Source organism: Dichotomicrobium thermohalophilum (assembly GCF_003550175.1).
In the GTDB taxonomy this organism is placed as follows: Bacteria; Pseudomonadota; Alphaproteobacteria; order Rhizobiales; family Rhodomicrobiaceae; genus Dichotomicrobium; species Dichotomicrobium thermohalophilum.
Genome location: NZ_QXDF01000001.1, coordinates 1,069,946 through 1,090,583 on the forward strand (window position 1 = coordinate 1,069,946; position 20,638 = coordinate 1,090,583).

A 20,638-nucleotide genomic window follows, 5' to 3' on the forward strand; every position below is an offset into this window, starting at 1 on the left:
GCGGATCAGGATCGCGAAGTCGCCTCGGCCTGTATGCCGCCCCACAGCCGCTCGGCGATCATCGCGCGGGTGTTGGCTACGCCGTAAAGCTCCACGAACGAGCCGAAGCGCGGGCCGGCGCTCTGGCCCAAGAGCACTTCGTAGAGCGCGCGGAACCAGTCGCGCAGCGGCTCGAATTCGTGCTTTTTGCCGATTTCGTAGACCACCGCCTGAATATCCTCGCCGGCCGTGCCTTCAGCCAGTTCACCCAGCCGCTCGTAGAGCTCGGTGATCGCCGCGCGCTCCCGCGCGTCCGGGTCGCGGAACTGCTTGGTCGGCGCGACGAAATCGCGGAAATAGGCGAGCGCATAGCCGACCATCCGGTCCAGCTCCGGCGCATTCTCCGGCGTCGCGCTTGGCGCATAACGCTGGATGAAGCCCCAGAGCGTCTCCTTGTTGTCCGCGTTCGAGGCGCTGACGAGGTTGAGCAGCAGCGAAAAGCTGATCGGCACCTCGACGCGCGGCGGGTCGCCCAGATGGATGTGCCAAACCGGGTTGCCGACCTTCTCCTTCGCCGTTTGGTCCGGGTATTTCGTGAGGAAAGTAAGATACTCGTCGACGGTCTTCGGGATGACGTCGAAATACAGCTTCCGCGCCGAGCGCGGCTTTTGGAACATGAACATGCTCAGGCTCTCGGTCGAGGCGTAGGTGAGCCACTCGTCGATCGTCAGCCCGTTACCCTTCGACTTGGAGATCTTCTCGCCGTTCTCGTCCAGGAACAGCTCATAGTTGAAACCCTCCGGCGGGCGGCCGCCGAGCGCGCGGCAGATCTTCGAGGACAGCGTGACCGAGTCGATCAGGTCCTTGCCCGCCATCTCGTAATCCACGCCCAGCGCGGTCCAGCGCAGCGCCCAATCCGCCTTCCACTGGCATTTCACGCGTCCGCCCGTCACGGGCGTCTCCACGCGCTCGCCGGTCTCCGGATCCTCGTAGGTGATCGTGCCGGCCTCGACATCGCGCGCGATGACCGGGACCTGCAGCACGCGGCCCGTCCGCGGGCAGATCGGCAGGAAGGGCGAATAGGTCTTGCGCCGCTCCTCGCCCAGGGTCGGCAGGATGATGTCCGTGACCTTGTCATAGACTTCCAGCATCTTCAGAAGCGTATCGTCGAACTGGCCGGACTGGTAGCAGGTCGTCGCCGAATAGAACTCGTAATCGAAGCCGAAACGATCCAGGAAGCGGCGCAGGCGCAAGTTGTTGTGCGCGGCGAAGCTCTCGTGCTCGTCGCTGAACGGGTCCGGCACCTTTGACAGCGGCAGCCCGATATACTGCTCCATCTGCTCGCGGTTCGGCACGTTGTCGGGCACCTTGCGCAGGCCGTCCATGTCGTCGGAGAAGCAGATCAGCCGGGTCGGCAGGCCGGTTAGCACCTGGAAGGCGTGGCGGACCATGCTGGTGCGCGCGACCTCGCCGAATGTGCCGATATGCGGCAGGCCGGACGGCCCGTAGCCCGTCTCGAACAGCACGACATCCGGCGCGCCGCTTTTCTCAAACCGCTTGATGAGCTTGCGCGCTTCCTCGAATGGCCAGGCCTTGCTCTCGCGCGCCGCCTCGATCATCTCGGCGGCGAGCGGATCGAACGCAGGTGAGTCTGAGGTCGTGGACATGGCGTGGGCCTTCTGGCTGCACCGAAGCGGTTGTGATGGAAATCGCGCGCAAGTTAGGCTCAGGGCGCTCAGGCGTCAATCGGGCCGGGGCGGCGTCTGCGCGCTTGATCACGCGGGCGAACGGGTTACAAGTCGGCGCAGCAGAAAATGGTCGCGCTGGCGCGCAAGCGAAAGGGAATGAGATGTCCGAGAAACCCACCGGCTACACTGCCGAAAAGGTCGCCGAAATTCATGAGGCCCTTATTTTCGCGATGGTCACGATCGCCGCAGTGGATCGCGAGATTTCCGACAACGAATTGCAGCGCATCGGGCGCATCGTCAGCAATCTGCCGGTGTTCCGTGATTTCAACCTGGACTCGCTGGTCCAGACGGCTGAGGCGTGCGGGAACATGCTCAGCGGCGAGGACGGGCTGGAAAACGTCCTGCACAAGATTGGCACCGCAATTCCGCACCGCCTGCGCGAGACGGCCTACGCCCTGGCTGTCGAGATCGCAGCCGCGGACCTATCCGTGAGCCAGGAAGAAGCGCGGTTCCTGGAGATGCTTGCGGACCGGCTGGAACTGGACAAGCTCAGCACGGTGGCAATCGAGCGCGGCGCGCGCGCACGCCATGTCGTGGTCTGACAGAAAGGCGCACCATCTCGCCATTGGGCCGCTCGCGTTCTATATTTTGCGTGGCAGCGGTAAACGGATACGCGCATGGGCGAGCTAAGCCAGACCACCGAAACGATCCTGCGTCTCAGTGCATTCATCGGCATTTTTGTCGTGATGGCGCTGATCGAACTGGCCGCGCCGCGGCGCGAACTGCATCACTCGAAGCCACGTCGCTGGCTCACCAATCTCAGCATTTCCGGGCTGAACGCTCTGCTTCTGCGCCTGATGGCGATGCTGGCCGTGCCGATCGCTGCCGTGGCCGCGGCGGAATGGGCGCGCATCGCCGGCTGGGGCGCGTTCAACCTGCTTGGCTGGCCGTTCTGGCTGGAAATCCTGATTTCGCTCGTGCTGCTCGACCTTGCCATCTATGCCCAGCACGTCGTGTTTCACAAGGTGCCGATCCTCTGGCGGCTGCATCAGGTGCATCATGCGGATGTGGACTTCGACGTCTCGACCGCACTGCGCTTTCACCCGGTGGAGATCGCGCTGTCGATGCTGATCAAGATCGCCGTCGTGCTGGCACTGGGGGCGCCGGCGATTGCGGTCGTGCTGTTCGAGATCATCCTGAACGGCTGCGCGATGTTCAACCACGCGAACATCAATTTGCCGGGCTGGCTGGACCGGATCGTGCGCCGCGTGATCGTGACGCCGGACATGCACCGGGTGCATCACTCGGTGATCCCGCGCGAGACAGACTCCAATTTTGGCTTCAACCTGTCGATCTGGGACCGGATTTTCAGGACCTACCGCCCCCAGCCTGAAGCAGGCCACACGGACATGACGATCGGTCTGTCCGAATACCAGAGCGAGGCTCCGACGCGTTTCGCCTGGAGCTTGGTGCTGCCGTTTAAACGGCGCAAGCGCCGGTCAGTAAAGGCTGAGCGGGAAGTAGCGGAGCATTAGCTCCTCCAGACGCCCTTCGGCCCGCAACCGGGCCAGCGCATAATTGAGCACGGTGACAAGCCTGTCGTTGCCGCGTTTCACTGCGATGGCCAACCCCTGGCCAAAATACCTGGGCTCCATGAAGCCACCATCGACCATCTTGCAGCAGCCACGCGAGCCGGCGCCGTTCACCCAGAATACAGTGCTTAACCCGTCGGCGAAGACTAGATCGACGCCCCCCGCGCGCAGGGCTGCGCGCGCGTCGCCGAGGTTGTCGAACAAACTGAGTTCCGCATCCGGGAAGAAGGTCTTGAGAAAGGCGTGATGCGCCGTGTCGCGGGCGACGCCGATGCTCTGGCCGTCCAGACTCTCCGCCGTGATCGTCTCGATCTCGGCAGTCTTCTGCGCGGCGAAACGGGCCGGGATCTGTAGATAGATATCGGTGAAGTCGAGTTGCTGCACCGTTTCCGGCGTGATGGCGATGCCCGCTAGAGCGGCGTCGGCCGCGCCCTCGTTCACCGTCTCGGTGAGATCGTCCCATTCGAGTTCGCTGACCTGGCAGTTGACGCTAAGAACTCGGCAGATGCTGCGCGCCAGATCGACATTAAGACCGGTCAGGACACCGTCTTCGTCGTAGTAGTTGAACGGGGGAAAGTCCGAGGTCGTTACGAAACGAAGCTGTTCCAGCCACGACCAGTCAGGCCGTGGACCGACGGTGCTGTCTATCTCCGCCTCGGTATCGGGCCCCCTCAGGATCTCGTCTTGCGCCCCGGCAGGCCCCACGAACATCGCCAGAGCCATGAACAGTGCAGCCAGCAGGCATGCCGCCCACTGACTCACTGAGTGCGTGAATTTTGATGTTATCATGACACGAAATATGTGATTATCCCGCTCTGGAGGTTCGCGTCCCGAGAAAGTCATGCGTGTGCAATCGACTGCTCTGTTCCAAGGTTACCGCACCAGGCCCGCTGCGCCTCCTTCGCGGTTGCCGGCGCGGGATCGTGGCCGCTGGCAAAACCGGCTTTTCTGGCGACTCGGCGTCTCCTCCGCAGATTTATACCGGGCGCAGTTTCTGGCAGCAACGTGGAAGGTTGATTCATCGGTCGTTTTACTCGCGGAAGGCGTAGTCGCGCCGGAGCGGTACCGCGATGCACTCGCGAGCACCGGCGGCTTTGCCGCCTCGGTGCCGATGGAGAGCTTGAGACTGACCGGCGCGGCGGGTCGGGTGCCGCCCCGACACTGGCTCGAAGCTCGAGCCCCGCTGCCCGTGCGCGGCGAGGGCGTATCGGGCGCACTGAATGTGGAGGCGATGCCCGCTCACGTCATCGATTCGCTGGCGCACGCGCTGGGGAAACGGCGGGCCCAGGTGGCGCTGCTCACACGGCAGAACCTGATCGACCTCATCATCCGGCACCGCGGTCAGGCACTGTTGCGCGCTGCGACCTGGCGGCTGCGTCGACTGCGCCCGGACCAATCCGCGGCCGACGGCGTGGCCCTGTGGCAGATGCTCTGTCTGCTCGCGTTTACCGGGCTGGTGACGGGGGCGGCTTTGATCTCCTTCCGCGATACGATGACACTGCTGTCGGCGGCGCTGTCGCTTGTGTTTCTGGTCACCGTGCTGTTGCGGCTGATCGCGGCCGTTCAACTGGCGGGCCGCACCTGGCTTTTGGGCCGGCGCCCCGGCCCGCCGAGCATCGCCGATGCCGATCTGCCGCGCTACACCATCCTGGTGCCGCTGTTTCGCGAGGCCGACGTGCTGCCGCAACTCGTGGCGAACCTGCGGGCGCTGGATTATCCGGCCACGAAGCTGGACATCAAGCTGATCCTCGAAAGCGTCGACAAGGAGACCATCGCCGCGGCGCGGGCGATGGACCTGCCCGGGACTTTCGACATCATCGTCGTGCCGGACGGGCGGCCACGGACCAAACCCAAGGCATGCAACTTCGCGCTGGAATTCGCTACGGGCGATTTTGCAGTGATCTACGACGCCGAGGATCGGCCCGAGCCGGATCAGTTGCGCAAGGCGGTGGAGGCGTTTGCCCAGGCCCCGACGGAGGTGGTCTGTCTGCAGGCCAAGCTCAATTTCGACAACGCCACGGAGAACTGGCTCGCCAAGCAGTTCACCATTGAATACACATCGCTCTTCTGGGGCATCCTGCCCGCGCTCGACATGCTGCGTCTGCCCATACCGCTGGGCGGCACGTCAAACCATTTCCGCATCGAGGTGCTGCGAGAGCTTGGCGCCTGGGACGCCTTCAACGTCACCGAGGATGCCGATCTGGGCATGCGCATCTATCGTGCGGGGTACCGCTGCAAGGTGCTGGACTCGACGACCTGGGAGGAAGCCGCGTGCCAGCCGGGCAACTGGCTGCGCCAGCGCACGCGTTGGCTTAAGGGATGGATGCAGACCTACGCGGTCCATATGCGTCAGCCGGAGCGGCTCCGTGCCGAACTGGGCCTGGGCGGCTTCTGGGCGTTTCAGGGGCTGTTCGCGGCGGTGGTGATCTCCACGCTGGCGCACCCGCTGTTCTACATTCTCCTTGCCTACGACTCGGTCCATGGTGGTTTCATGCGACAGGCGGAGAGCGTTCTGGGCCTGCATTTCTGGGCGATCGCCACGTTTAACCTCATTGCGGGCTACGGCGCGGCGATCGTGCTCGGGGTGGTTTCCCTGAGGGCGCGCGGCGTGGCGAACCTGCTGCCGCAAATTCTGCTGATCCCCGTTTACTGGCTATGCATCTCGGTGGCCGCCTATCGCGCTCTCTATCAGCTCGTCGCCGATCCGTTCTACTGGGAAAAAACCCAGCATGGCGTCAGCAACGTGCCGCGCAAAACGGCTTAGCCAGCGCGCTTGATGACCGGGACGTGCCGCACCGGAAAGTTCACCGAATTCGCGATGAAGCATTCCGCGTGCGCGCGCTCGTGTAAGCTGCGGGCAAGGTCAGCATCGCTATCCGCCGTGATCGTCACGACCGGATGCAGCACCACGTCGGTGAAGCGGCCGTCGCACGGCGCCTCGACCATCGTCGCCTCGGCGCGATCCTCGTAGGCGGTCACGACGACGCCATTTACCGCGCAAAGGTGCAGATACCACAGCATGTGACAGGCGCTGAGTGCGGCCAGCAGCATATCTTCAGGGTTTGGCAGGTCCGCATCGCCAAGGAAGGCCGGGTCGGCCGACGCCGCGATCGTCGGCTTCCCGTTGATCGCGATGCGATGCGCGCGCGAATAGCTTTGATAGCTGCGCGTCTCGCCCGACCATGACACATGCACTTGATAGCGGTGCTCTGATGCAGCCATCGCGGCCTCCTATGGTTCACATGCCGCTATAGCGCGGTTCGCGCCGCGCGATCCAGGCGTCCAGCCCTTCGCGCAGGTCGTGTGTCGGCACCATGCGCGCGAATTGCTCCGCCTCGATGTCGAGGCCCTCGGCGATCGTCGTGTTGATGCCGCGCGTGACAGCGTGGATGATCCGCGATGCGGCCAGCGGCGAATGGCGCAGGATGCGCTCGGCCAGCGCGAAGGCTTCGGTCATGAGCCGCTCATGCGGCACCACAGCGTTCACCAGCCCCATCTCAAGCGCGGTTTGCGGGGAAAAGCGGTCGCCTGTCAGCAGCAGGGCGAGCGCGCGCTTGCGCCCGGCCAGCCGGGGCAGGCGTTGTGTCCCGCCAAAGGTGGGCGGCATTCCGAGATTGATCTCCGGCTTGGCAAATTCGGCACGGTCGCTGGCAATGGCCAGATGGGCGGCCTCGGTGATTTCGCAGCCGCCGCCGAAGGCCAGCCCGTTGACCGCGACGATCACCGGCTTGGAGAAGGCTTCGAGCCGGGCGGTCAGCGCCTGTCCACGCCGGACAAAGTCGCGCAGCGCCGCGTCCGGGCCTTTGCGGACCGATTCGGAGAATTCCGGGATGTCGCCGCCGGCGGAAAACGCGCGTTCGCCCGCGCCGGTGAGGACCACCGCGCCGATGGCAGGGTCGGTCTCGACCGCGTTGAGCAGGCTGAGCAGCCGGTCGATGGTCGTGTAGTTGAGCGCGTTGAGTTTTTCCGGGCGGTTGAGCGTCAGCATCGCGACGCGGCCGCTTGTTTCCATCAGGACAGTCTCGGACATCGGCATCTCCATGAGCCAGTTGCGATGCCTTGGAGGGTAGGGCGCGCCCAGGATTGTGTACACTCACTGGTGGGTATACATTGCCGGAATGCCCCGCAATCCCGAGCCGACCCGCGAGAAGATCCTCACCGCCGCCAACCGCCTGTTCTACGGCGAGGGGATCGGGCGCGTCAGCGTCGATGCGGTCGCGGAAAAAGCCGGCGTGACCAAGCGCACGCTCTATTACCATTTCCGCAGCAAGGACGATCTGATCGCCGCCTATCTGGAATCGCGCGACCAGCCAAATCTCAACCAGTTCGCCAAGTGGTTCGCGGCCGGTGGCGACACGCTACCGGAGAAGGTCGCCGCGATGTTCGAAGGGCTAGGGAAGGCCGCGCGCAGCCCGCGCTGGAAGGGCTGCGGCTTCCTGCGCACGGTGGCCGAACTTGCGAACAAGCCGGGCCATCCGGCCGTGAAGGTTGGCGCGGCGCACAAGAAGAAGTTTGAGGCGTGGCTGACGGACGCTCTGGCGGATACGGCGGAGCCGGCAGAACTGGCCCGGCAAATCGTCCTGCTGATGGAAGGCGCCTTCTCGACCATGCTCATACACCGCGAGTCGGATTATATCCGGGTGGCCGGAGAGACCGCCGCCGCACTGGTGAGAGCGCGCGAACAAAAAGGGCGGCGCCGAAGCACCGCCCCTTAAGCTTTACGCCGCGACGCGCACGGGCGCCCCGTCGATGATCAATTCGCTGCCGCTCGCGCTGAGCTTGACGGTCTGGCCGTCCTTGATCTGACCCATCAGGATCTTCTCGGCCAGCGGGTCCTGCACGTATTTCTGGATCACGCGCTTGAGCGGGCGCGCGCCATAGGCCGGATCATAGCCGCGCTCGGCCAGCAGACGCCGGGCCGCGTCGTCCATCTCCAGCGTGATCTTGCGATCAGCCAGCAGCTTGCGGACGCGCTGCATCTGGATATCGACCACCTCGACCATCTGGGCGCGCTTGAGCCGGTGGAACAGCACGATCTCGTCGATCCGGTTCAGGAACTCCGGCCGGAAGTGCCCGCGCACGACATTCATCACCTGCTCGCGGACCTCGTCGACCTCCTGATCCTCGCCCAGCCCTGCGAGATATTCCGAGCCAAGGTTCGAGGTCATGATGATGATGGTGTTGCGGAAATCGACCGTGCGGCCCTGTCCGTCGGTCAGGCGGCCATCATCCAGCACCTGCAGCAGGATGTTGAACACGTCCTGATGCGCCTTCTCGATCTCGTCGAACAGGATCACCTGATAGGGTCGCCGGCGCACCGCCTCGGTCAGCGATCCGCCTTCCTCATAGCCGACATAGCCCGGCGGCGCGCCGACCAGTCGCGCGACCGAGTGGCGCTCCATGTATTCCGACATGTCGAGCCGCACCATCGCCTGCTCGTCGTCGAACAGATATTCGGCCAGTGCCCGGGTGAGCTCGGTCTTGCCGACGCCCGTGGGGCCAAGGAACATGAACGAGCCGAGCGGCCGGTTCGGGTCCTGCAGACCGGCGCGGGCGCGGCGGACCGCGGTCGAGACGGCGTGGACCGCCTCGGCCTGCCCGACCACGCGCTTTGCCAATTCGTCCTCCATGCGCAGCAGCTTGTCGCGCTCGCCTTCCAGCATCTTTTCCACCGGGATGCCGGTCCAGCGGGAGACGACCTGTGCGATGTGCTCGGGCGTGACGACTTCCTCCACCATACCGGCGGCTTCTTCGGCGCCTTCAGCCTTTTGCAGCTTGTTCTGCAGGTCGGGGATCACGCCATAAGCGAGTTCACCCGCGCGGGTCAGGTCGCCCCGCCGCTGCGCCTGCTCAAGCTCAATGCGCGCCTGTTCAAGCTCCTCCTTGAGCTTCTGCTCGGAGGTGAGCTTCTCCTTCTCCTCGCGCCAGCGCTGGGTCAGTCCCTCGGCCTTTTCTTCGAGGTCGGCCAGTTCCTTTTCGAGGTTGGACAGGCGTTCCCTGGATGCCTGATCCTCTTCGCGCTTCAGCGCCTCGCGCTCCATCTTCAGCTGGATGATGCGCCGGTCGAGTTCGTCGAGTTCCTCGGGCTTCGAGTCGACCTGCATCCGCAGCCGGGCGGCCGCCTCGTCCACCAGGTCAATGGCCTTGTCCGGCAGGAAGCGGTCGGTGATATAGCGGTGTGAGAGTTCGGCCGCCGCCACCATCGCGCTGTCGGAGATGCGCACGCCGTGGTGCAGCTCATACTTCTCCTGAAGCCCGCGCAGGATCGAGATGGTGTCCTCGACCGTGGGCTCGTCGATATAGACCGGCTGGAAGCGCCGGGCCAGCGCGGCGTCCTTCTCGATGTGCTTGCGGTATTCATCGAGCGTGGTCGCACCGACGCAGTGCAGATCGCCGCGCGCGAGCGCGGGTTTCAGCAGGTTGGAGGCATCCATCGCGCCGTCGGCTTTGCCCGCGCCGACGATGGTGTGCAACTCGTCGATGAACAGCACGATACCCCGTTCGGCCGCGGATATTTCCTGCAGCACGGATTTCAGCCGCTCCTCGAACTCGCCGCGGTATTTGGCGCCCGCGATCAGTGCGCCCATGTCGAGCGCGAGCAGCTTCTTTTCTTTCAGGCTTTCCGGCACATCACCATTGACGATGCGAAGCGCCAGACCTTCGGCGATCGCGGTTTTGCCGACGCCCGGCTCGCCGATCAGGACGGGGTTATTCTTTGTGCGCCGCGAGAGCACCTGGACCGTCCGGCGGATTTCGTCGTCGCGGCCGATAACCGGGTCAAGCTTGCCGTTCGCCGCTTCTTCGGTCAGATCGCGCGTGTAACGTTTCAGGGCCTCGTAGGACTCCTCGGCAGTAGCGGTGTCAGCGGTGCGCCCTTTGCGCAGATCATTGATCGCCGCGTTCAACCCCTGCGGCGTAATTCCGCTGTCGGCGAGGATCGTTGCGGTATTCGCACCCTTCTCAATCGCCAGCGCGAGCAACAGGCGCTCGACAGTCACGTAACTGTCGCCGGCCTTATCGGCGGCTTTTTCCGCCTGGTCGAACACGCGGGCGAGTTCCGGCGCCATGTAGATCTGCCCCGCGGCGCTGCCCGAGACTTTCGGGAGCTTTTCAAGCGCCTCCTCGGTGCGCCGGCGTGCACCATCAGGATCGCCGCCAGCGCGTGTGATCAGCCCGGCGGCCATGCCCTCGTCATCATCGAGCAGAGCCTTCAGCAGGTGTTCGGGCGTCAGGCGCTGATGGTTCTCGCGCAGCGCAATGCCCTGGGCGGCCTGCAGAAAGCCCTTCGCCCGGTCGGTGAACTTCTCGAAATTCATATCGTCCTCCTCAAGCGCGTGAGCCTTCGCCCGTAAGCGGCGCGCCGGCCACGCCTTCGTCAGTCAAGTCATCAAGTAAGCACCCGGTCTGTACCGCGATGCGACACAGGATGTAGTGTCGCGCGGCTGCCCTGGAAAGCCGCTAGCCTGATGACTCGCTGCGATTTTCCACGCTTTCGCAGAACGCCCGAAGACGCTGCCGGGTTTCACGGCGGGCGGCGCATGACGCTTGACGCTTCGCCGGCCGCGCGACAGGTTCACCGCCATGATCACCGTCCGTCATCTCTACCGTTACCCGGTCAAGGGCCTGTCGCCGGAGCCGCTGGACGAGGTGCGGCTCGAGCCCGGCGAGACAATTCCCTTTGACCGCGCCTATGCGATCGAGAACGGCCCGGGGCGGTTCGACCCGACCGCGCCAAAGCATCTGCCCAAGATCAATTTCCTTATGCTGATGCGCCACGAGAAGCTGGCGGCGCTGGAAACCGCTTTCGATGCTGACAGTCAGATGCTCACCATCTACCGCGACGGTAAGCAGGTCGCGCGCGGGGATCTGAGCACCAGGCTGGGACGCCAGATGATTGAGCAGTTCTTCGCCGGTTACATGACAGGCGAGTTGAAGGGCGCGCCGCGGGTCGTCACCGCGCCGGGCCACAGCTTCTCCGACGTGGCGGACAAGTGCCTGCATCTGGTGAATCTGGAGACGGTGCGCGCGCTGGGCGCGGAGATCGGCAAAGAGTTGGACCCGCTGCGCTTCCGCGCGAACGTCTATTTCGACGGGCTGGCGCCCTGGGCGGAGGCGCAGTGGCTGGACGGGCAAATCCGCATTGGCGAGGTGACATTGGACGTCTTCGCGCGCACTGACCGCTGTGCTGCCACGGACGTCAACCCCGAGACCGCCGCGCGCGATACCAGCATCCCGCCCGATATGATGCGCATGTACGGGCATAATGAGCTAGGCGTCTATGCGCGCGTGATCGAAGGCGGCACGGTGCGCGTCGGCGACGAGATCACCGCTTAATCTACGTCAAGATCCGTCTGGAACCACGTCATGCCCGTGCTTGATACGGGCATCCATCATATCGGGCTGTTGAATTCGTTCTCTGGGTTGCCGGGTTGCTCGGGTCGAGCCTGAGCACAGGCAAGCCCGGCAACGACGACAGGTGAACCAAGCCCGACAGATGCGAATGCGGCTTAGCCGCCGAGCTGGCCCTTGGTCGAGGGGATCGCGTCCGCCATGCGTGGGTCGATCTCGACGGCCGCGCGCAGCGCCCGCGCCAGCGCCTTGAAGCAGCTTTCGGCGATGTGGTGGGCGTTCGCCCCGTAGAAGGTCTCGACGTGCAGCGTCAGCCCGGCGTTCTGCGCCAGCGCCTGGAAGAACTCGCGGAAAAGCTCGGTGTCCATCTCGCCAATCTTGGCCACCGGGAACGCGACACGCCAGACGAGGTAGGGACGCCCGGAGATGTCCAGCGCCACCCGGCTCAGCGTCTCGTCCATCGGCAGTTCCGCCGCGCCATAACGCCGGATGCCGCGCCGCTCGCCGAGCGCCTTGGCCAACGCCTGGCCCAGCGCGATGCCGCAGTCCTCGACCGTGTGATGCGCGTCGATGTGCAGATCGCCCTTGGCGCGCAGGGTGACGTCGATGAGCGAGTGCCGCGCGAGCTGTTCCAGCATGTGGTCGAAAAAGCCGACGCCGGTTGCGATGTCGTATTGCCCCGTGCCGTCAAGCGCGACGCGCACGCTGATCTGCGTTTCCTTCGTTTCGCGCGCCAATTCGGCAACGCGCATGTCGCCAGAGTCGGTCATTCCGGTCCTGCGCCTTGTTGAGCCACGGCCTTACAAGCGTATAGCAGCTTTATTCGCCGGGCGCGAACCTGCTACAAGGCGCACGCATTGCATAGGCGCAGAGCGCGGCGTATATGGCGGGGCAGATCATGAGCGAGCAATCCACATCTTTCCCGGGCTGGCATGCGACCACGATCGTGTCGGTCCGCAAGGACGGCAAGGTCGTCATCGCCGGCGATGGCCAGGTTTCCATCGGCCAGACCGTCATGAAATCGAATGCGCGAAAGGTCCGGGCGCTTGGCAAGGGCGACGTGATCGCCGGCTTTGCCGGGGCGACGGCCGACGCCTTCACGCTGTTCGAGCGGCTTGAGCAGAAGCTGGAGCAGTATCCGGGGCAGCTCATGCGCGCGAGCGTCGAGCTTGCCAAGGATTGGCGAACTGACCGTTACCTGCGCCGCCTGGAAGCGATGATGGTCGTCGCGGATCGCACGAACACACTGGTGCTCACCGGCACTGGCGACGTGCTGGAACCGGAGAACCACCTCGTGGGTATTGGCTCGGGCGGCAACTACGCAATGGCGGCGGCGCGCGCGCTGTACGACACGGACATGAGCGCGGAAGACATTGCGCGGCGTGCCATGAAGATCGCCGCCGACATCTGTATCTACACGAACGACACGATCACGGTGGAAGCGCTCGATGCCGACTAGGGACCAGCTGGACGAGGCCGTGGCCGCAGGCGTCATCGGGCGCGCGGAGGCGGACCGGCTGGCCGATTTTTTGGCGCGGCGCGAAGCTCATCCGGCGCAGCCGGAGGATGCGGAGGCCATCCGTTTCGTCCGTGGCTTCCACGACATCTTCCTGACGATCGGAATCGCTCTGCTGCTGACCGGCGTGGCCTATACCGTCGGCCTGGTTGCCGGAACCTTGGCGTTCGCAGCCGTCGCGGTGGTGGCGGTCGCGCTTGCCTTTTACTTCACGCGGCGGCGACGGCTGACCTTGCCGAGCATCGCGCTGTCGCTGGGCTTCGGGATTTCACTGGGGTATCTCGTCGGTACGTTCGGCCTTGCGCTCTGGGAGGCCGCCGCGCCGGGGCCATTCGCGGGCCCAGCCGGAGGCGACAAGGACAGCTATGCCGGCCTGTGCATTTCCGCGGCGATCGCGCTTTCTTCGTTCGGCTACTACCTTTATTTCCGGCTGCCCTTTACGCTGGGTCAAACCGCAGTGGCGGTCGCTGCGACAGCCTATTTTCTGCTGCAGGTGCTGCTGCCGGAGACGGCGACGGCCTGGAGCACACCACTCTTTCTTGCCCTCGGGCTCGGCACGTTCGCGCTTGCGATGCGCTATGATCTGCGCGATCCGGCCCGGCACACGCGCTTTTCCGACGCCGCGTTCTGGCTGCATCTCGCTGCCGCGCCGATGATCGTGAACAGCGCGATGGGCTTCGTCTGGACGACCGACCGGGCAAGCCTCGCCCTTGGCGATGCCGTGAGCACGATTATCTTGATTGCAGCGCTCGCCGTCATCGCACTGATCATTGACCGGCGGGCAATCCTCGTCGCCGGGCTGATCTATTTCGGCGTGGCGCTGTCGGTGATCATCAACAGAACGGGCATGGACGAGGCCTCGGTGACGGCCTTCACCGTTCTCGGGCTCGGCGCGGCCTTGCTGCTGCTGGGGGTTGGCTGGCGCCGGACGCGCCAGGAGGTCGTTTCCCAGCTTGTGCCCGCCGCGCTCGCCCGGCGCCTGCCAACCGTTGAACCGGAGCACGCATGACCAATTTCAGTCCCCGCGAAATCGTCTCGGAACTGGACCGCTACATCATCGGCCAGAAGGATGCCAAGCGCGCGGTCGCCATCGCGCTGCGCAACCGCTGGCGCCGCCAGCAGCTTGAAGAGGACCTGCGCGAGGAAGTCCTGCCGAAGAACATCCTGATGATCGGCCCCACTGGTGTGGGCAAGACCGAAATCTCACGCCGACTGGCGAAGCTCGCGAATGCCCCGTTCATCAAGGTCGAAGCGACGAAATTCACCGAAGTTGGCTATGTCGGCCGCGATGTCGAGCAGATCATCCGCGACCTGCTTGAGGCGGGCCTGGGTCTCGTGCGCGCGGCCAAGCGCAAGGAGGTGCAGTCCTCGGCGCATCTGGCGGCGGAAGAGCGTGTTCTGGACGCCCTGGTCGGTGAGCATTCTTCGCCGGCAACGCGCGAGTCTTTCCGCAAGCGCCTGCGCGATGGCGAGCTGGACGACAAGGAAATCGAGATCGAGGTCACCGACACTGGCGGCGGGATGCCGAGCTTCGACGTGCCGGGCATGCCCGGTGCGCAGGTCGGCATGATCAATATTGGCGACATGCTCGGCAAGGCGTTCGGCGAGCGGAAGAAGAAGAAGACGGTCTCGGTCCGGGACTCTTACGACCTTCTCATCCAGGAGGAATCGGACAAGCTGATCGACGAGGACCAGATCATCCAGGAAGCAATCCAGACGGTCGAGAACAACGGCATCGTGTTCCTCGATGAGGTCGACAAGATCACTGCTCGTTCCGAGCGGACCGGCGGCGATGTCAGCCGCGAGGGCGTACAGCGCGACCTGCTGCCGCTGATCGAGGGCACGACGGTCAGCACCAAGTACGGGGCCGTCAAGACCGACCACATCCTGTTCATCGCGTCAGGCGCCTTCCATGTCTCCAGCCCGTCGGATATGCTGCCTGAGCTTCAGGGCCGGCTGCCGATCCGGGTTGAGCTTCGCGCACTGACCGAGGAGGATTTCCGCCGAATCCTGCGCGAGCCCAAGGCCAGTCTCATCAAGCAGTACGTTGCGCTGATGGCGACAGAGGGGGTGGAACTTGAGTTCACCGATGACGCCATTGACGCGATCGCGCAGATCGCCGTTGAAGTGAATGCGAATGTCGAGAATATCGGCGCGCGCCGGCTGATGACCGTGATGGAGCGCGTGCTGGACGAGATCAGCTTCGACGCGACCGACCGGGTGGACGGGAAGTTCGTGATCGACGCCGAGTATGTTCGCGCGCAGGTGGCCGACCTGGCGAAGAATACCGACCTGTCGAAGTTTATTTTGTAGAGGGTCGTGTTCGCACGCCATTTCCGCTACAGGGTATTTCGGAAACCCGTTTCACAGACGAAAAAAACAGATGACCAGCGATCCGTCCGAGGCCGATATCAAGGGCAGCGTCCAAGCCGATAACTGGCTCGTGGTCGGCTGGTTCACGCCCGACTATCGGGCCCTCGCGGAGAACTTCGCTGCCAACCTTGAGGTTTATCGGACGCCCTTTCATCTGTTCTCCAAGTCCAAGTCGGAAAAAGGTTGGAACACGTGGCGCAAGCCGTCCGTCGTGCTTGAAGCCATGTCGGTCTATCCGGATAAGACGATTGTCCTTATGGACGTGGATTGCATCCTGAACGGCGATATCGCGCCGCTCACGGGCATCGGCGGAGACGTGGGCATTCGCGTCAATGCCCGTAGAGCCCGGCTGCTTTGGCCGATGCACAAGCGTGTCGTTCTCAAGGCGACCTCGCAAGTCGCCGTTTTTCATCCGACAGAAGGGGCCAAGCGGTTTGCATCAGAATGGGAGCGCCAGTGTGCGCAGACCCATTACAGCGGAGACGAGGCGGCGATGCTGCAGGCCTTTCTGACCGTCCCGGGTGTGGCTTTTACGCAGATCGGAAGACCCGCCATGGTCGACCACGAGAGCGCGCACGCCGACAGAAAACCGCGGACTTTAAAGGAGCGACTGAAGGCGATCGAACGGCGTTTTCGTACAGGGCGAACGCAGGCTGCCAAGGAAGCAGGGTTGGGGCGTTAATCGCCACGGGGTGGTTTCGCGGTCATCCCGCATCGCCGGTATAAAGAAACGCAAGTCAGCGCGTTCACCGCCAGTGCGTTTCGACCCATTCCGGTTTGACGAACCTTTTGAACGGCCTTTTGAGAATCATTTTCTCCGGCCAGTTCCCGGCGATGACATCATCGATATCCGGCTTTCCGGTGAAGGCAACAATCTTGGCTTCCGGTGGAAGCTGCGCCTCCCGGAACATGCGCTGCGGCCAGTTCGGCAATAAAGAGTGCTTGAAGCTGACGCACCACTCATCGGGCCAATATGTGATCTCTGAAATTTCGTTTGAAATAAACGTCTGGCTGTTTCGATATTTCCGCCAGAAGCCGATCGGATCGTCTTGCACTTTGTCATAAAGATACGAATGAGCGCCCACACGGAAGCGATAGCAGGATGTATTCCCGACCTTCCGATAAATACTCTTGATCCTGTTACGCGTGGTCCAGTTCCGAATGACACAGAAAGTCGAGTTCGGCCTGTAGTCGAAAAACTCGTCGATGTTCCCGGTCACGATCAGGTCAAGATCAAGATAAAGAACGTCACCTTCGAGACCGGCCAGATTTGTCTGCCAGAGCCCGACCTTCCGCCAAGGACGTCGGGACATGAACTCGGGTAAGTCGATGGGCGGCAGATCGTGGGTTTCCACGCCGCTGTCGATGCCGTGCGTATCTTCCGTGAAGCAAATGAAGCGGAGAGGGCGCCGTGTATGGCGTTTCACCATGGAGTAGAGCCGATTGACGTATTCCGGGCCGTAACGCGTGCCCCACTTCATGCATACGACCGTTTGCACTGCAATCTCCCCGCCGAGTGCCGCCCGACCAAGACAATCAGACAGGCGTGTCAGGCGCTCCTGCCATGGCTGTGGTTGCGCAACATAAATGCGTCATAATGATGAACTGTCTCGGTAAACACGCGTCAGGGGCAGTCAGTTCGGGCGCTTTGGCGGTTTTGGGGTGTCGCGCACAAGCGTTCGAGGTCAGGTGAGCTACATGAAAATACTCAATGTCATTGGGAGCAACAAGAAAGGCGGTGCGGAGCAGTTTTTCGTGCGACACGCCCAAGCGCTACAAGAAAGAGGCGTGTCTCAATCCGTTGTGGTTCGCAAAGGCGGCTGGGTCGAAAAAAGGCTCGGTGATTCGGGGATCCCACTTGTCTCATTTCCTTTCGGTGGCGCGCTGGATTTCGTGACGAAAAGGAAAATGGAGCGCCTGATAAAAGCCGAAAAACCAGATGTGATATTAAGCTGGATGGGCCGAGCGGCAAAACACGTGCCGGAGACAGAGGCGCCTCACATAACAAGGCTTGGAAATTATTATCCGCTCAAGCACTACAAGAATTGCGATTATTTTATAGGCAATACTCCAGAAATAACGAAGTATATTCTGGACCAAGGGGTGGAAGACGGTCGTGTCCGCTACATCCCGAATTTCGTTCAGACAAAACCGGCCAAACCAGCAGATCGAAGTATCTTTAACACACCACCGGATGCCCCATTGATCCTCTGGATGGGCCGGATGACGCACAGCAAAGGCCCTGACGTCGTTGTTGAGGCCCTTTCGGACGTGCCGGGTGCCTATCTTTGGATGGCAGGCGCAGGGGAGATGCAGGACGCGCTGGAGGCGGCTGTCCGGCAGCGTCAGTTGGAAAGCCGCGTCCGCTTTCTCGGTTGGCGAGAAGATATTTTCAGCCTGCTCAAGGCGGCTGACGTATTCGTATGTGCATCCCGGCATGAAGCTCTTGGTAACGTGATACTGGAAGCATGGGCACAATCCACGCCAGTCGTGGCGGCGCGTTCGCCGGGGCCCGAGCACCTCATCGAGGATGGCAGAACCGGCATCCTTTTTGAAAACGGTTCTCCGCAAAGCCTGGCGGAATCGCTTAACCAGCTGATCGAAAGCCCCCACGAACGTAGACGCATGGGCGCCGAGGGCAATCGATATCTGTCAGAGAACTTCGGACGGGAAAAGATTGTCGATCAATACATCGACTTGTTTGAAAACGCGAGACGCAGCAACGGCGCATAGGTGCTCCAGTGCTCTCGGCGTAGCGCATAACCGCTGCCTCTCTTTTCTTGATTGACGAGTGACAGCAGAACAGGTGAGCACCGCCGTCACCGCAGCCCGTGACCACCCGTGTAACCGTTACGAACGGGCGGCTGCCACTCCCGAAGCGTGCCGGAGGCGGGCTGATAAATCTCCGCGCGCAACGGATAGCACGCCGCGGCATCGCTCGAATGTTCGCTGCCACAATCCCCGCCGGGGCAGGCGGACAGCGCGGCCAGCAGATCGATTTCGGCGAAAAACTCGATGAAGTCGCCCGGCCGCGCCGGGCTGGCCTTCATGAAATACTGCTGGGTGTCCTGCGTGAAGCCTGTGCACATGAACACGTTCAGGACGTCATGCACATGCCGCTCGGCCTCTTCGGGCGTCATGTTCCGCGACTCCGCCAGGGCGCGGATCAGATTGGAGTGGCAACAGCGGTCGTAGTCCTCGCCGTTCAGCAGATGATTGGTGTACGGATCGCAACGCGTGCCGATCACGTCATGCACGCCGGCGCCATCTGCATCCCAGCCGTACCAGTCCAGCGTATCTCGGGTGATTGTCGCCATCGGGCGCAGATAGGGCAGGTTGCTCCAGAGCCGGTCGCCGGTGGTGACGTGAGTCCCGTGGAGCGCGCGAGTCTTGCCGCTGAAGAATCGCTCGGACAGATCAGCCGCGTTCCACAGATTCAGATCGCCGACCTGCGGTCCGTCGGTGATGGCGATGCGGAAGAAATGTCCCGCCGGGACGAAGAAGGTCGCTGCATCCCTTGGTGGCACGGTGACGGCGTCAATCTGTGTCATCCCGGCGCGCGCGGCGTCGTAAAATGCCGCATCGAATGGCGGTAGCGTTTCCGGGGGATAACAGATCACCGGGCGGACCGCCTTCCGCTCCGCCGCATCGGCCGGGGCCGGGTGCTGTGCGCGTGTCGTCATCGCCGATCCCGCTTTGTTTTCATGGCCGTCGCGAGGCGGTTTCGTCACTTACCCACGAAAGTTGGCCTTGATCATCGTTAATCCGGGCTATAGCCTATCAGCAAATCTGATGCGAGCCATAAGCATGGCTAGCTTTGTTTTTCGCAGTCGGGGAGCATGGTCCGTGTCCTTGGCACGGGTCATGCTTATACATGGGCCAAGGCGAAAGACGCTTTAGAGCGGAGGGCATTTCCGACGTGGACCAGCTGTCGACACCCACGGCCGAAACCGAAAAGGTCTCGCAAACGAAACCGGAGGACGCCTACGTCCGGTTCGATCGCGTACAAAAAAGCTATGACGGCGAAACACTCGTCGTCAAAGATCTGAATCTCGATATTGCCAAGGGCGAGTTCATTACGCTGCTCGGCCCCTCTGGCTCGGGCAAGACGACCTGCCTGATGATGCTGGCCGGGTTCGAGCCCGCGACGCATGGCGAGATTTTCCTGGACGGGCGCCCGATCAACAACGTCCCGCCGCACAAGCGCGAGATCGGGATGGTGTTCCAGAACTACGCGCTGTTCCCGCACATGACCGTGTGGGAGAACCTCGCCTTTCCGCTGCAGGTGCGCAAGCTGCCCAAGTCCGACATCGAGAAAAAGATTGGCCGCGCCCTCGACATGGTCCAGATGAGCCAGTTCGGCGGACGCCGCCCGGCGCAGCTCTCCGGCGGTCAGCAGCAGCGCATCGCGCTGGCCCGCGCGCTGGTGTTCGAGCCGCAGCTCGTCCTGATGGACGAGCCGCTCGGCGCGCTCGACAAGCAGCTACGCGAGCACATGCAGTACGAGATCAAGCACATCCACGAGAATCTTGGCGTGACGGTCGTCTATGTGACGCATGACCAATCAGAGGCGCTGACGATGTCCGACCGCGTTGCGGTGTTCAACGATGGCGTGATCCAGCAGCTCTCCACGCCCGACGTTCTGTATGAGGAGCCGGAGAACAGCTTTGTGGCGCAGTTCATCGGCGAGAACAACAAGTTGACCGGGACAGTGAAGTCCCTCGGCAACGACGGGCTGTGCCAGGTCGAGATCGAGGGCGGCCATGTCGTCGAAGCCCTGGCCGTCGCTGTGGATCAGGTTGGCGCGCCCACGACCCTGTCGCTGCGCCCGGAGCGCGTCGAGATCAACCCGGATGAGGGCGCCACGGCGAACAGGCTGGAAGGCCGCATCGAGGAACTGATCTATCTCGGCGATCACATCCGCACGCGCATGTCCGTGGCGGGCCACGACGATTTCATCGTCAAGGTGCCGAACACCCACGGCCACAAGATCATAAAGGAAGGTGAAACGGCTATGGTCGGCTGGGCCAGTCAGGACTGCCGCGCCCTCGACCCGATGCCACTGTGACGGTTTCTCCGGGTCCCAGCCGCAATGCCGGGCGGTCCATGCACACCAAGAAGCAGGGCGTCGCCAGGCACTG

At 63.0% G+C, this 20,638-nt stretch carries 19 protein-coding genes; 11 read left to right on the top strand and 8 right to left on the bottom strand.

All coding sequences use genetic code 11. The features are described 5' to 3' along the window. Window positions 1–5: 5 nt before the first annotated feature. A complete protein-coding gene (locus BXY53_RS04860; protein ID WP_119060755.1) occupies window positions 6–1,646 on the bottom strand; it encodes a lysine--tRNA ligase in 1,641 nt (546 codons plus the stop codon). A gap of 182 nt (window positions 1,647–1,828) precedes the next feature. On the opposite strand from BXY53_RS04860, the gene BXY53_RS04865 reads away from it, so the two are divergent. Beyond that, window positions 1,829–2,269 (top strand): tellurite resistance TerB family protein, encoded by a 441-nt coding sequence (locus BXY53_RS04865; protein WP_119060756.1) that lies wholly within the window; start codon window positions 1,829–1,831, stop codon window positions 2,267–2,269. 75 nt (window positions 2,270–2,344) lie between these two features. Further along, window positions 2,345–3,202, top strand: a complete 858-nt coding sequence (locus BXY53_RS04870; RefSeq protein ID WP_119060757.1) for a sterol desaturase family protein — start codon at window positions 2,345–2,347, stop codon at window positions 3,200–3,202. Here the strand turns inward: BXY53_RS04870 and BXY53_RS04875 are convergent. Continuing rightward, window positions 3,167–4,021 carry a transporter substrate-binding domain-containing protein gene (locus BXY53_RS04875; RefSeq protein ID WP_170144340.1) on the bottom strand — a complete coding sequence of 285 codons (855 nt, stop codon included), beginning with the start codon at window positions 4,019–4,021 and terminating at the stop codon, window positions 3,167–3,169. The two genes, BXY53_RS04870 and BXY53_RS04875, sit on opposite strands and share 36 nt — an antisense overlap. Before the next feature lie 358 nt (window positions 4,022–4,379). Between BXY53_RS04875 and BXY53_RS04880 the strand changes: the two genes are divergently transcribed. Then, window positions 4,380–6,023: a glycosyltransferase family 2 protein gene (locus BXY53_RS04880; protein ID WP_170144341.1), complete on the top strand. Its 1,644-nt coding sequence runs from the start codon at window positions 4,380–4,382 to the stop codon at window positions 6,021–6,023. On the opposite strand, the gene BXY53_RS04885 is transcribed toward BXY53_RS04880, so the two are convergent. Next, window positions 6,020–6,481: an OsmC family protein gene (locus BXY53_RS04885; protein WP_119060760.1), complete on the bottom strand. Its 462-nt coding sequence runs from the start codon at window positions 6,479–6,481 to the stop codon at window positions 6,020–6,022. The two genes, BXY53_RS04880 and BXY53_RS04885, sit on opposite strands and share 4 nt — an antisense overlap. 16 nt (window positions 6,482–6,497) lie before the next feature. Then, window positions 6,498–7,289 (bottom strand): crotonase/enoyl-CoA hydratase family protein, encoded by a 792-nt coding sequence (locus tag BXY53_RS04890; RefSeq protein ID WP_119061774.1) that lies wholly within the window; start codon window positions 7,287–7,289, stop codon window positions 6,498–6,500. 88 nt (window positions 7,290–7,377) lie between these two features. Between BXY53_RS04890 and BXY53_RS04895 the strand changes: the two genes are divergently transcribed. Continuing rightward, the gene (locus BXY53_RS04895; RefSeq protein WP_119060761.1) at window positions 7,378–7,974 is read left to right on the top strand and encodes a TetR/AcrR family transcriptional regulator; all 597 of its coding nucleotides are present in this window, start codon (window positions 7,378–7,380) and stop codon (window positions 7,972–7,974) included. Between the two features lie 3 nt (window positions 7,975–7,977). Here BXY53_RS04895 and clpB read toward each other — a convergent pair whose 3' ends face one another. Then, entirely contained in the window at window positions 7,978–10,575 is a 2,598-nt protein-coding gene (clpB, locus tag BXY53_RS04900) for an ATP-dependent chaperone ClpB (protein ID WP_119060762.1), read from the bottom strand. Between the two features lie 265 nt (window positions 10,576–10,840). Between clpB and BXY53_RS04905 the strand changes: the two genes are divergently transcribed. Beyond that, complete coding sequence (locus BXY53_RS04905; protein ID WP_119060763.1) at window positions 10,841–11,593, top strand: MOSC domain-containing protein; 753 nt, start codon at window positions 10,841–10,843, stop codon at window positions 11,591–11,593. Between the two features lie 173 nt (window positions 11,594–11,766). Here the strand turns inward: BXY53_RS04905 and hisB are convergent, their stop codons facing one another. Beyond that, the gene (hisB, locus tag BXY53_RS04910) at window positions 11,767–12,378 is read right to left on the bottom strand and encodes an imidazoleglycerol-phosphate dehydratase HisB (RefSeq protein ID WP_245410359.1); all 612 of its coding nucleotides are present in this window, start codon (window positions 12,376–12,378) and stop codon (window positions 11,767–11,769) included. A 128-nt stretch (window positions 12,379–12,506) separates the two neighbouring features. On the opposite strand from hisB, the gene hslV reads away from it, so the two are divergent. The 4 genes from hslV to BXY53_RS04930 all read left to right on the top strand — a co-directional run bounded on the left by hslV (window position 12,507) and on the right by BXY53_RS04930 (window position 16,179). Further along, on the top strand, window positions 12,507–13,067 hold the full coding sequence (hslV, locus tag BXY53_RS04915; RefSeq protein WP_119061776.1) for an ATP-dependent protease subunit HslV: 561 nt from the start codon (window positions 12,507–12,509) through the stop codon (window positions 13,065–13,067). After that, on the top strand, window positions 13,057–14,133 hold the full coding sequence (locus BXY53_RS04920; protein ID WP_119060764.1) for a hypothetical protein: 1,077 nt from the start codon (window positions 13,057–13,059) through the stop codon (window positions 14,131–14,133). Before hslV ends, BXY53_RS04920 begins: the two co-directional genes overlap by 11 nt. Continuing rightward, a complete protein-coding gene (hslU, locus tag BXY53_RS04925; RefSeq protein ID WP_119060765.1) occupies window positions 14,130–15,437 on the top strand; it encodes an ATP-dependent protease ATPase subunit HslU in 1,308 nt (435 codons plus the stop codon). The genes BXY53_RS04920 and hslU overlap by 4 nt, the downstream gene beginning before the upstream one ends. A gap of 70 nt (window positions 15,438–15,507) precedes the next feature. Further along, window positions 15,508–16,179 (top strand): hypothetical protein, encoded by a 672-nt coding sequence (locus BXY53_RS04930; RefSeq protein ID WP_119060766.1) that lies wholly within the window; start codon window positions 15,508–15,510, stop codon window positions 16,177–16,179. Between the two features lie 64 nt (window positions 16,180–16,243). Here the strand turns inward: BXY53_RS04930 and BXY53_RS04935 are convergent, their stop codons facing one another. Further along, complete coding sequence (locus BXY53_RS04935; protein ID WP_210209147.1) at window positions 16,244–16,978, bottom strand: hypothetical protein; 735 nt, start codon at window positions 16,976–16,978, stop codon at window positions 16,244–16,246. A 217-nt stretch (window positions 16,979–17,195) separates the two neighbouring features. Between BXY53_RS04935 and BXY53_RS04940 the strand changes: the two genes are divergently transcribed. After that, window positions 17,196–18,230, top strand: a complete 1,035-nt coding sequence (locus tag BXY53_RS04940; protein WP_119060768.1) for a glycosyltransferase — start codon at window positions 17,196–17,198, stop codon at window positions 18,228–18,230. A gap of 86 nt (window positions 18,231–18,316) precedes the next feature. Here the strand turns inward: BXY53_RS04940 and BXY53_RS04945 are convergent, their stop codons facing one another. Continuing rightward, window positions 18,317–19,180 carry an urea carboxylase-associated family protein gene (locus tag BXY53_RS04945; RefSeq protein WP_119060769.1) on the bottom strand — a complete coding sequence of 288 codons (864 nt, stop codon included), beginning with the start codon at window positions 19,178–19,180 and terminating at the stop codon, window positions 18,317–18,319. A gap of 245 nt (window positions 19,181–19,425) precedes the next feature. Here BXY53_RS04945 and BXY53_RS04950 point away from each other — a divergent pair, with 245 nt between their 5' ends. Beyond that, on the top strand, window positions 19,426–20,565 hold the full coding sequence (locus BXY53_RS04950) for an ABC transporter ATP-binding protein (RefSeq protein ID WP_245410423.1): 1,140 nt from the start codon (window positions 19,426–19,428) through the stop codon (window positions 20,563–20,565). The last annotated feature ends 73 nt before the right edge of the window (window positions 20,566–20,638 follow it).

Coding starts and splice junctions, on each gene's coding strand:
- BXY53_RS04895 (WP_119060761.1), top strand. CDS start 7,378: ATGCCCCGCAATCCCGAGCCGACCCGCGAGAAGATCCTCACCGCCGCC.
- BXY53_RS04890 (WP_119061774.1), bottom strand. CDS start 7,289: ATGTCCGAGACTGTCCTGATGGAAACAAGCGGCCGCGTCGCGATGCTG.
- BXY53_RS04860 (WP_119060755.1), bottom strand. CDS start 1,646: ATGTCCACGACCTCAGACTCACCTGCGTTCGATCCGCTCGCCGCCGAG.
- hslV (WP_119061776.1), top strand. CDS start 12,507: ATGAGCGAGCAATCCACATCTTTCCCGGGCTGGCATGCGACCACGATC.
- hslU (WP_119060765.1), top strand. CDS start 14,130: ATGACCAATTTCAGTCCCCGCGAAATCGTCTCGGAACTGGACCGCTAC.
- BXY53_RS04940 (WP_119060768.1), top strand. CDS start 17,196: ATGAAAATACTCAATGTCATTGGGAGCAACAAGAAAGGCGGTGCGGAG.
- BXY53_RS04905 (WP_119060763.1), top strand. CDS start 10,841: ATGATCACCGTCCGTCATCTCTACCGTTACCCGGTCAAGGGCCTGTCG.
- BXY53_RS04865 (WP_119060756.1), top strand. CDS start 1,829: ATGTCCGAGAAACCCACCGGCTACACTGCCGAAAAGGTCGCCGAAATT.
- BXY53_RS04930 (WP_119060766.1), top strand. CDS start 15,508: ATGACCAGCGATCCGTCCGAGGCCGATATCAAGGGCAGCGTCCAAGCC.
- clpB (WP_119060762.1), bottom strand. CDS start 10,575: ATGAATTTCGAGAAGTTCACCGACCGGGCGAAGGGCTTTCTGCAGGCC.
- hisB (WP_245410359.1), bottom strand. CDS start 12,378: ATGACCGACTCTGGCGACATGCGCGTTGCCGAATTGGCGCGCGAAACG.
- BXY53_RS04935 (WP_210209147.1), bottom strand. CDS start 16,978: ATGAAGTGGGGCACGCGTTACGGCCCGGAATACGTCAATCGGCTCTAC.
- BXY53_RS04920 (WP_119060764.1), top strand. CDS start 13,057: ATGCCGACTAGGGACCAGCTGGACGAGGCCGTGGCCGCAGGCGTCATC.
- BXY53_RS04885 (WP_119060760.1), bottom strand. CDS start 6,481: ATGGCTGCATCAGAGCACCGCTATCAAGTGCATGTGTCATGGTCGGGC.
- BXY53_RS04945 (WP_119060769.1), bottom strand. CDS start 19,180: ATGACGACACGCGCACAGCACCCGGCCCCGGCCGATGCGGCGGAGCGG.
- BXY53_RS04870 (WP_119060757.1), top strand. CDS start 2,345: ATGGGCGAGCTAAGCCAGACCACCGAAACGATCCTGCGTCTCAGTGCA.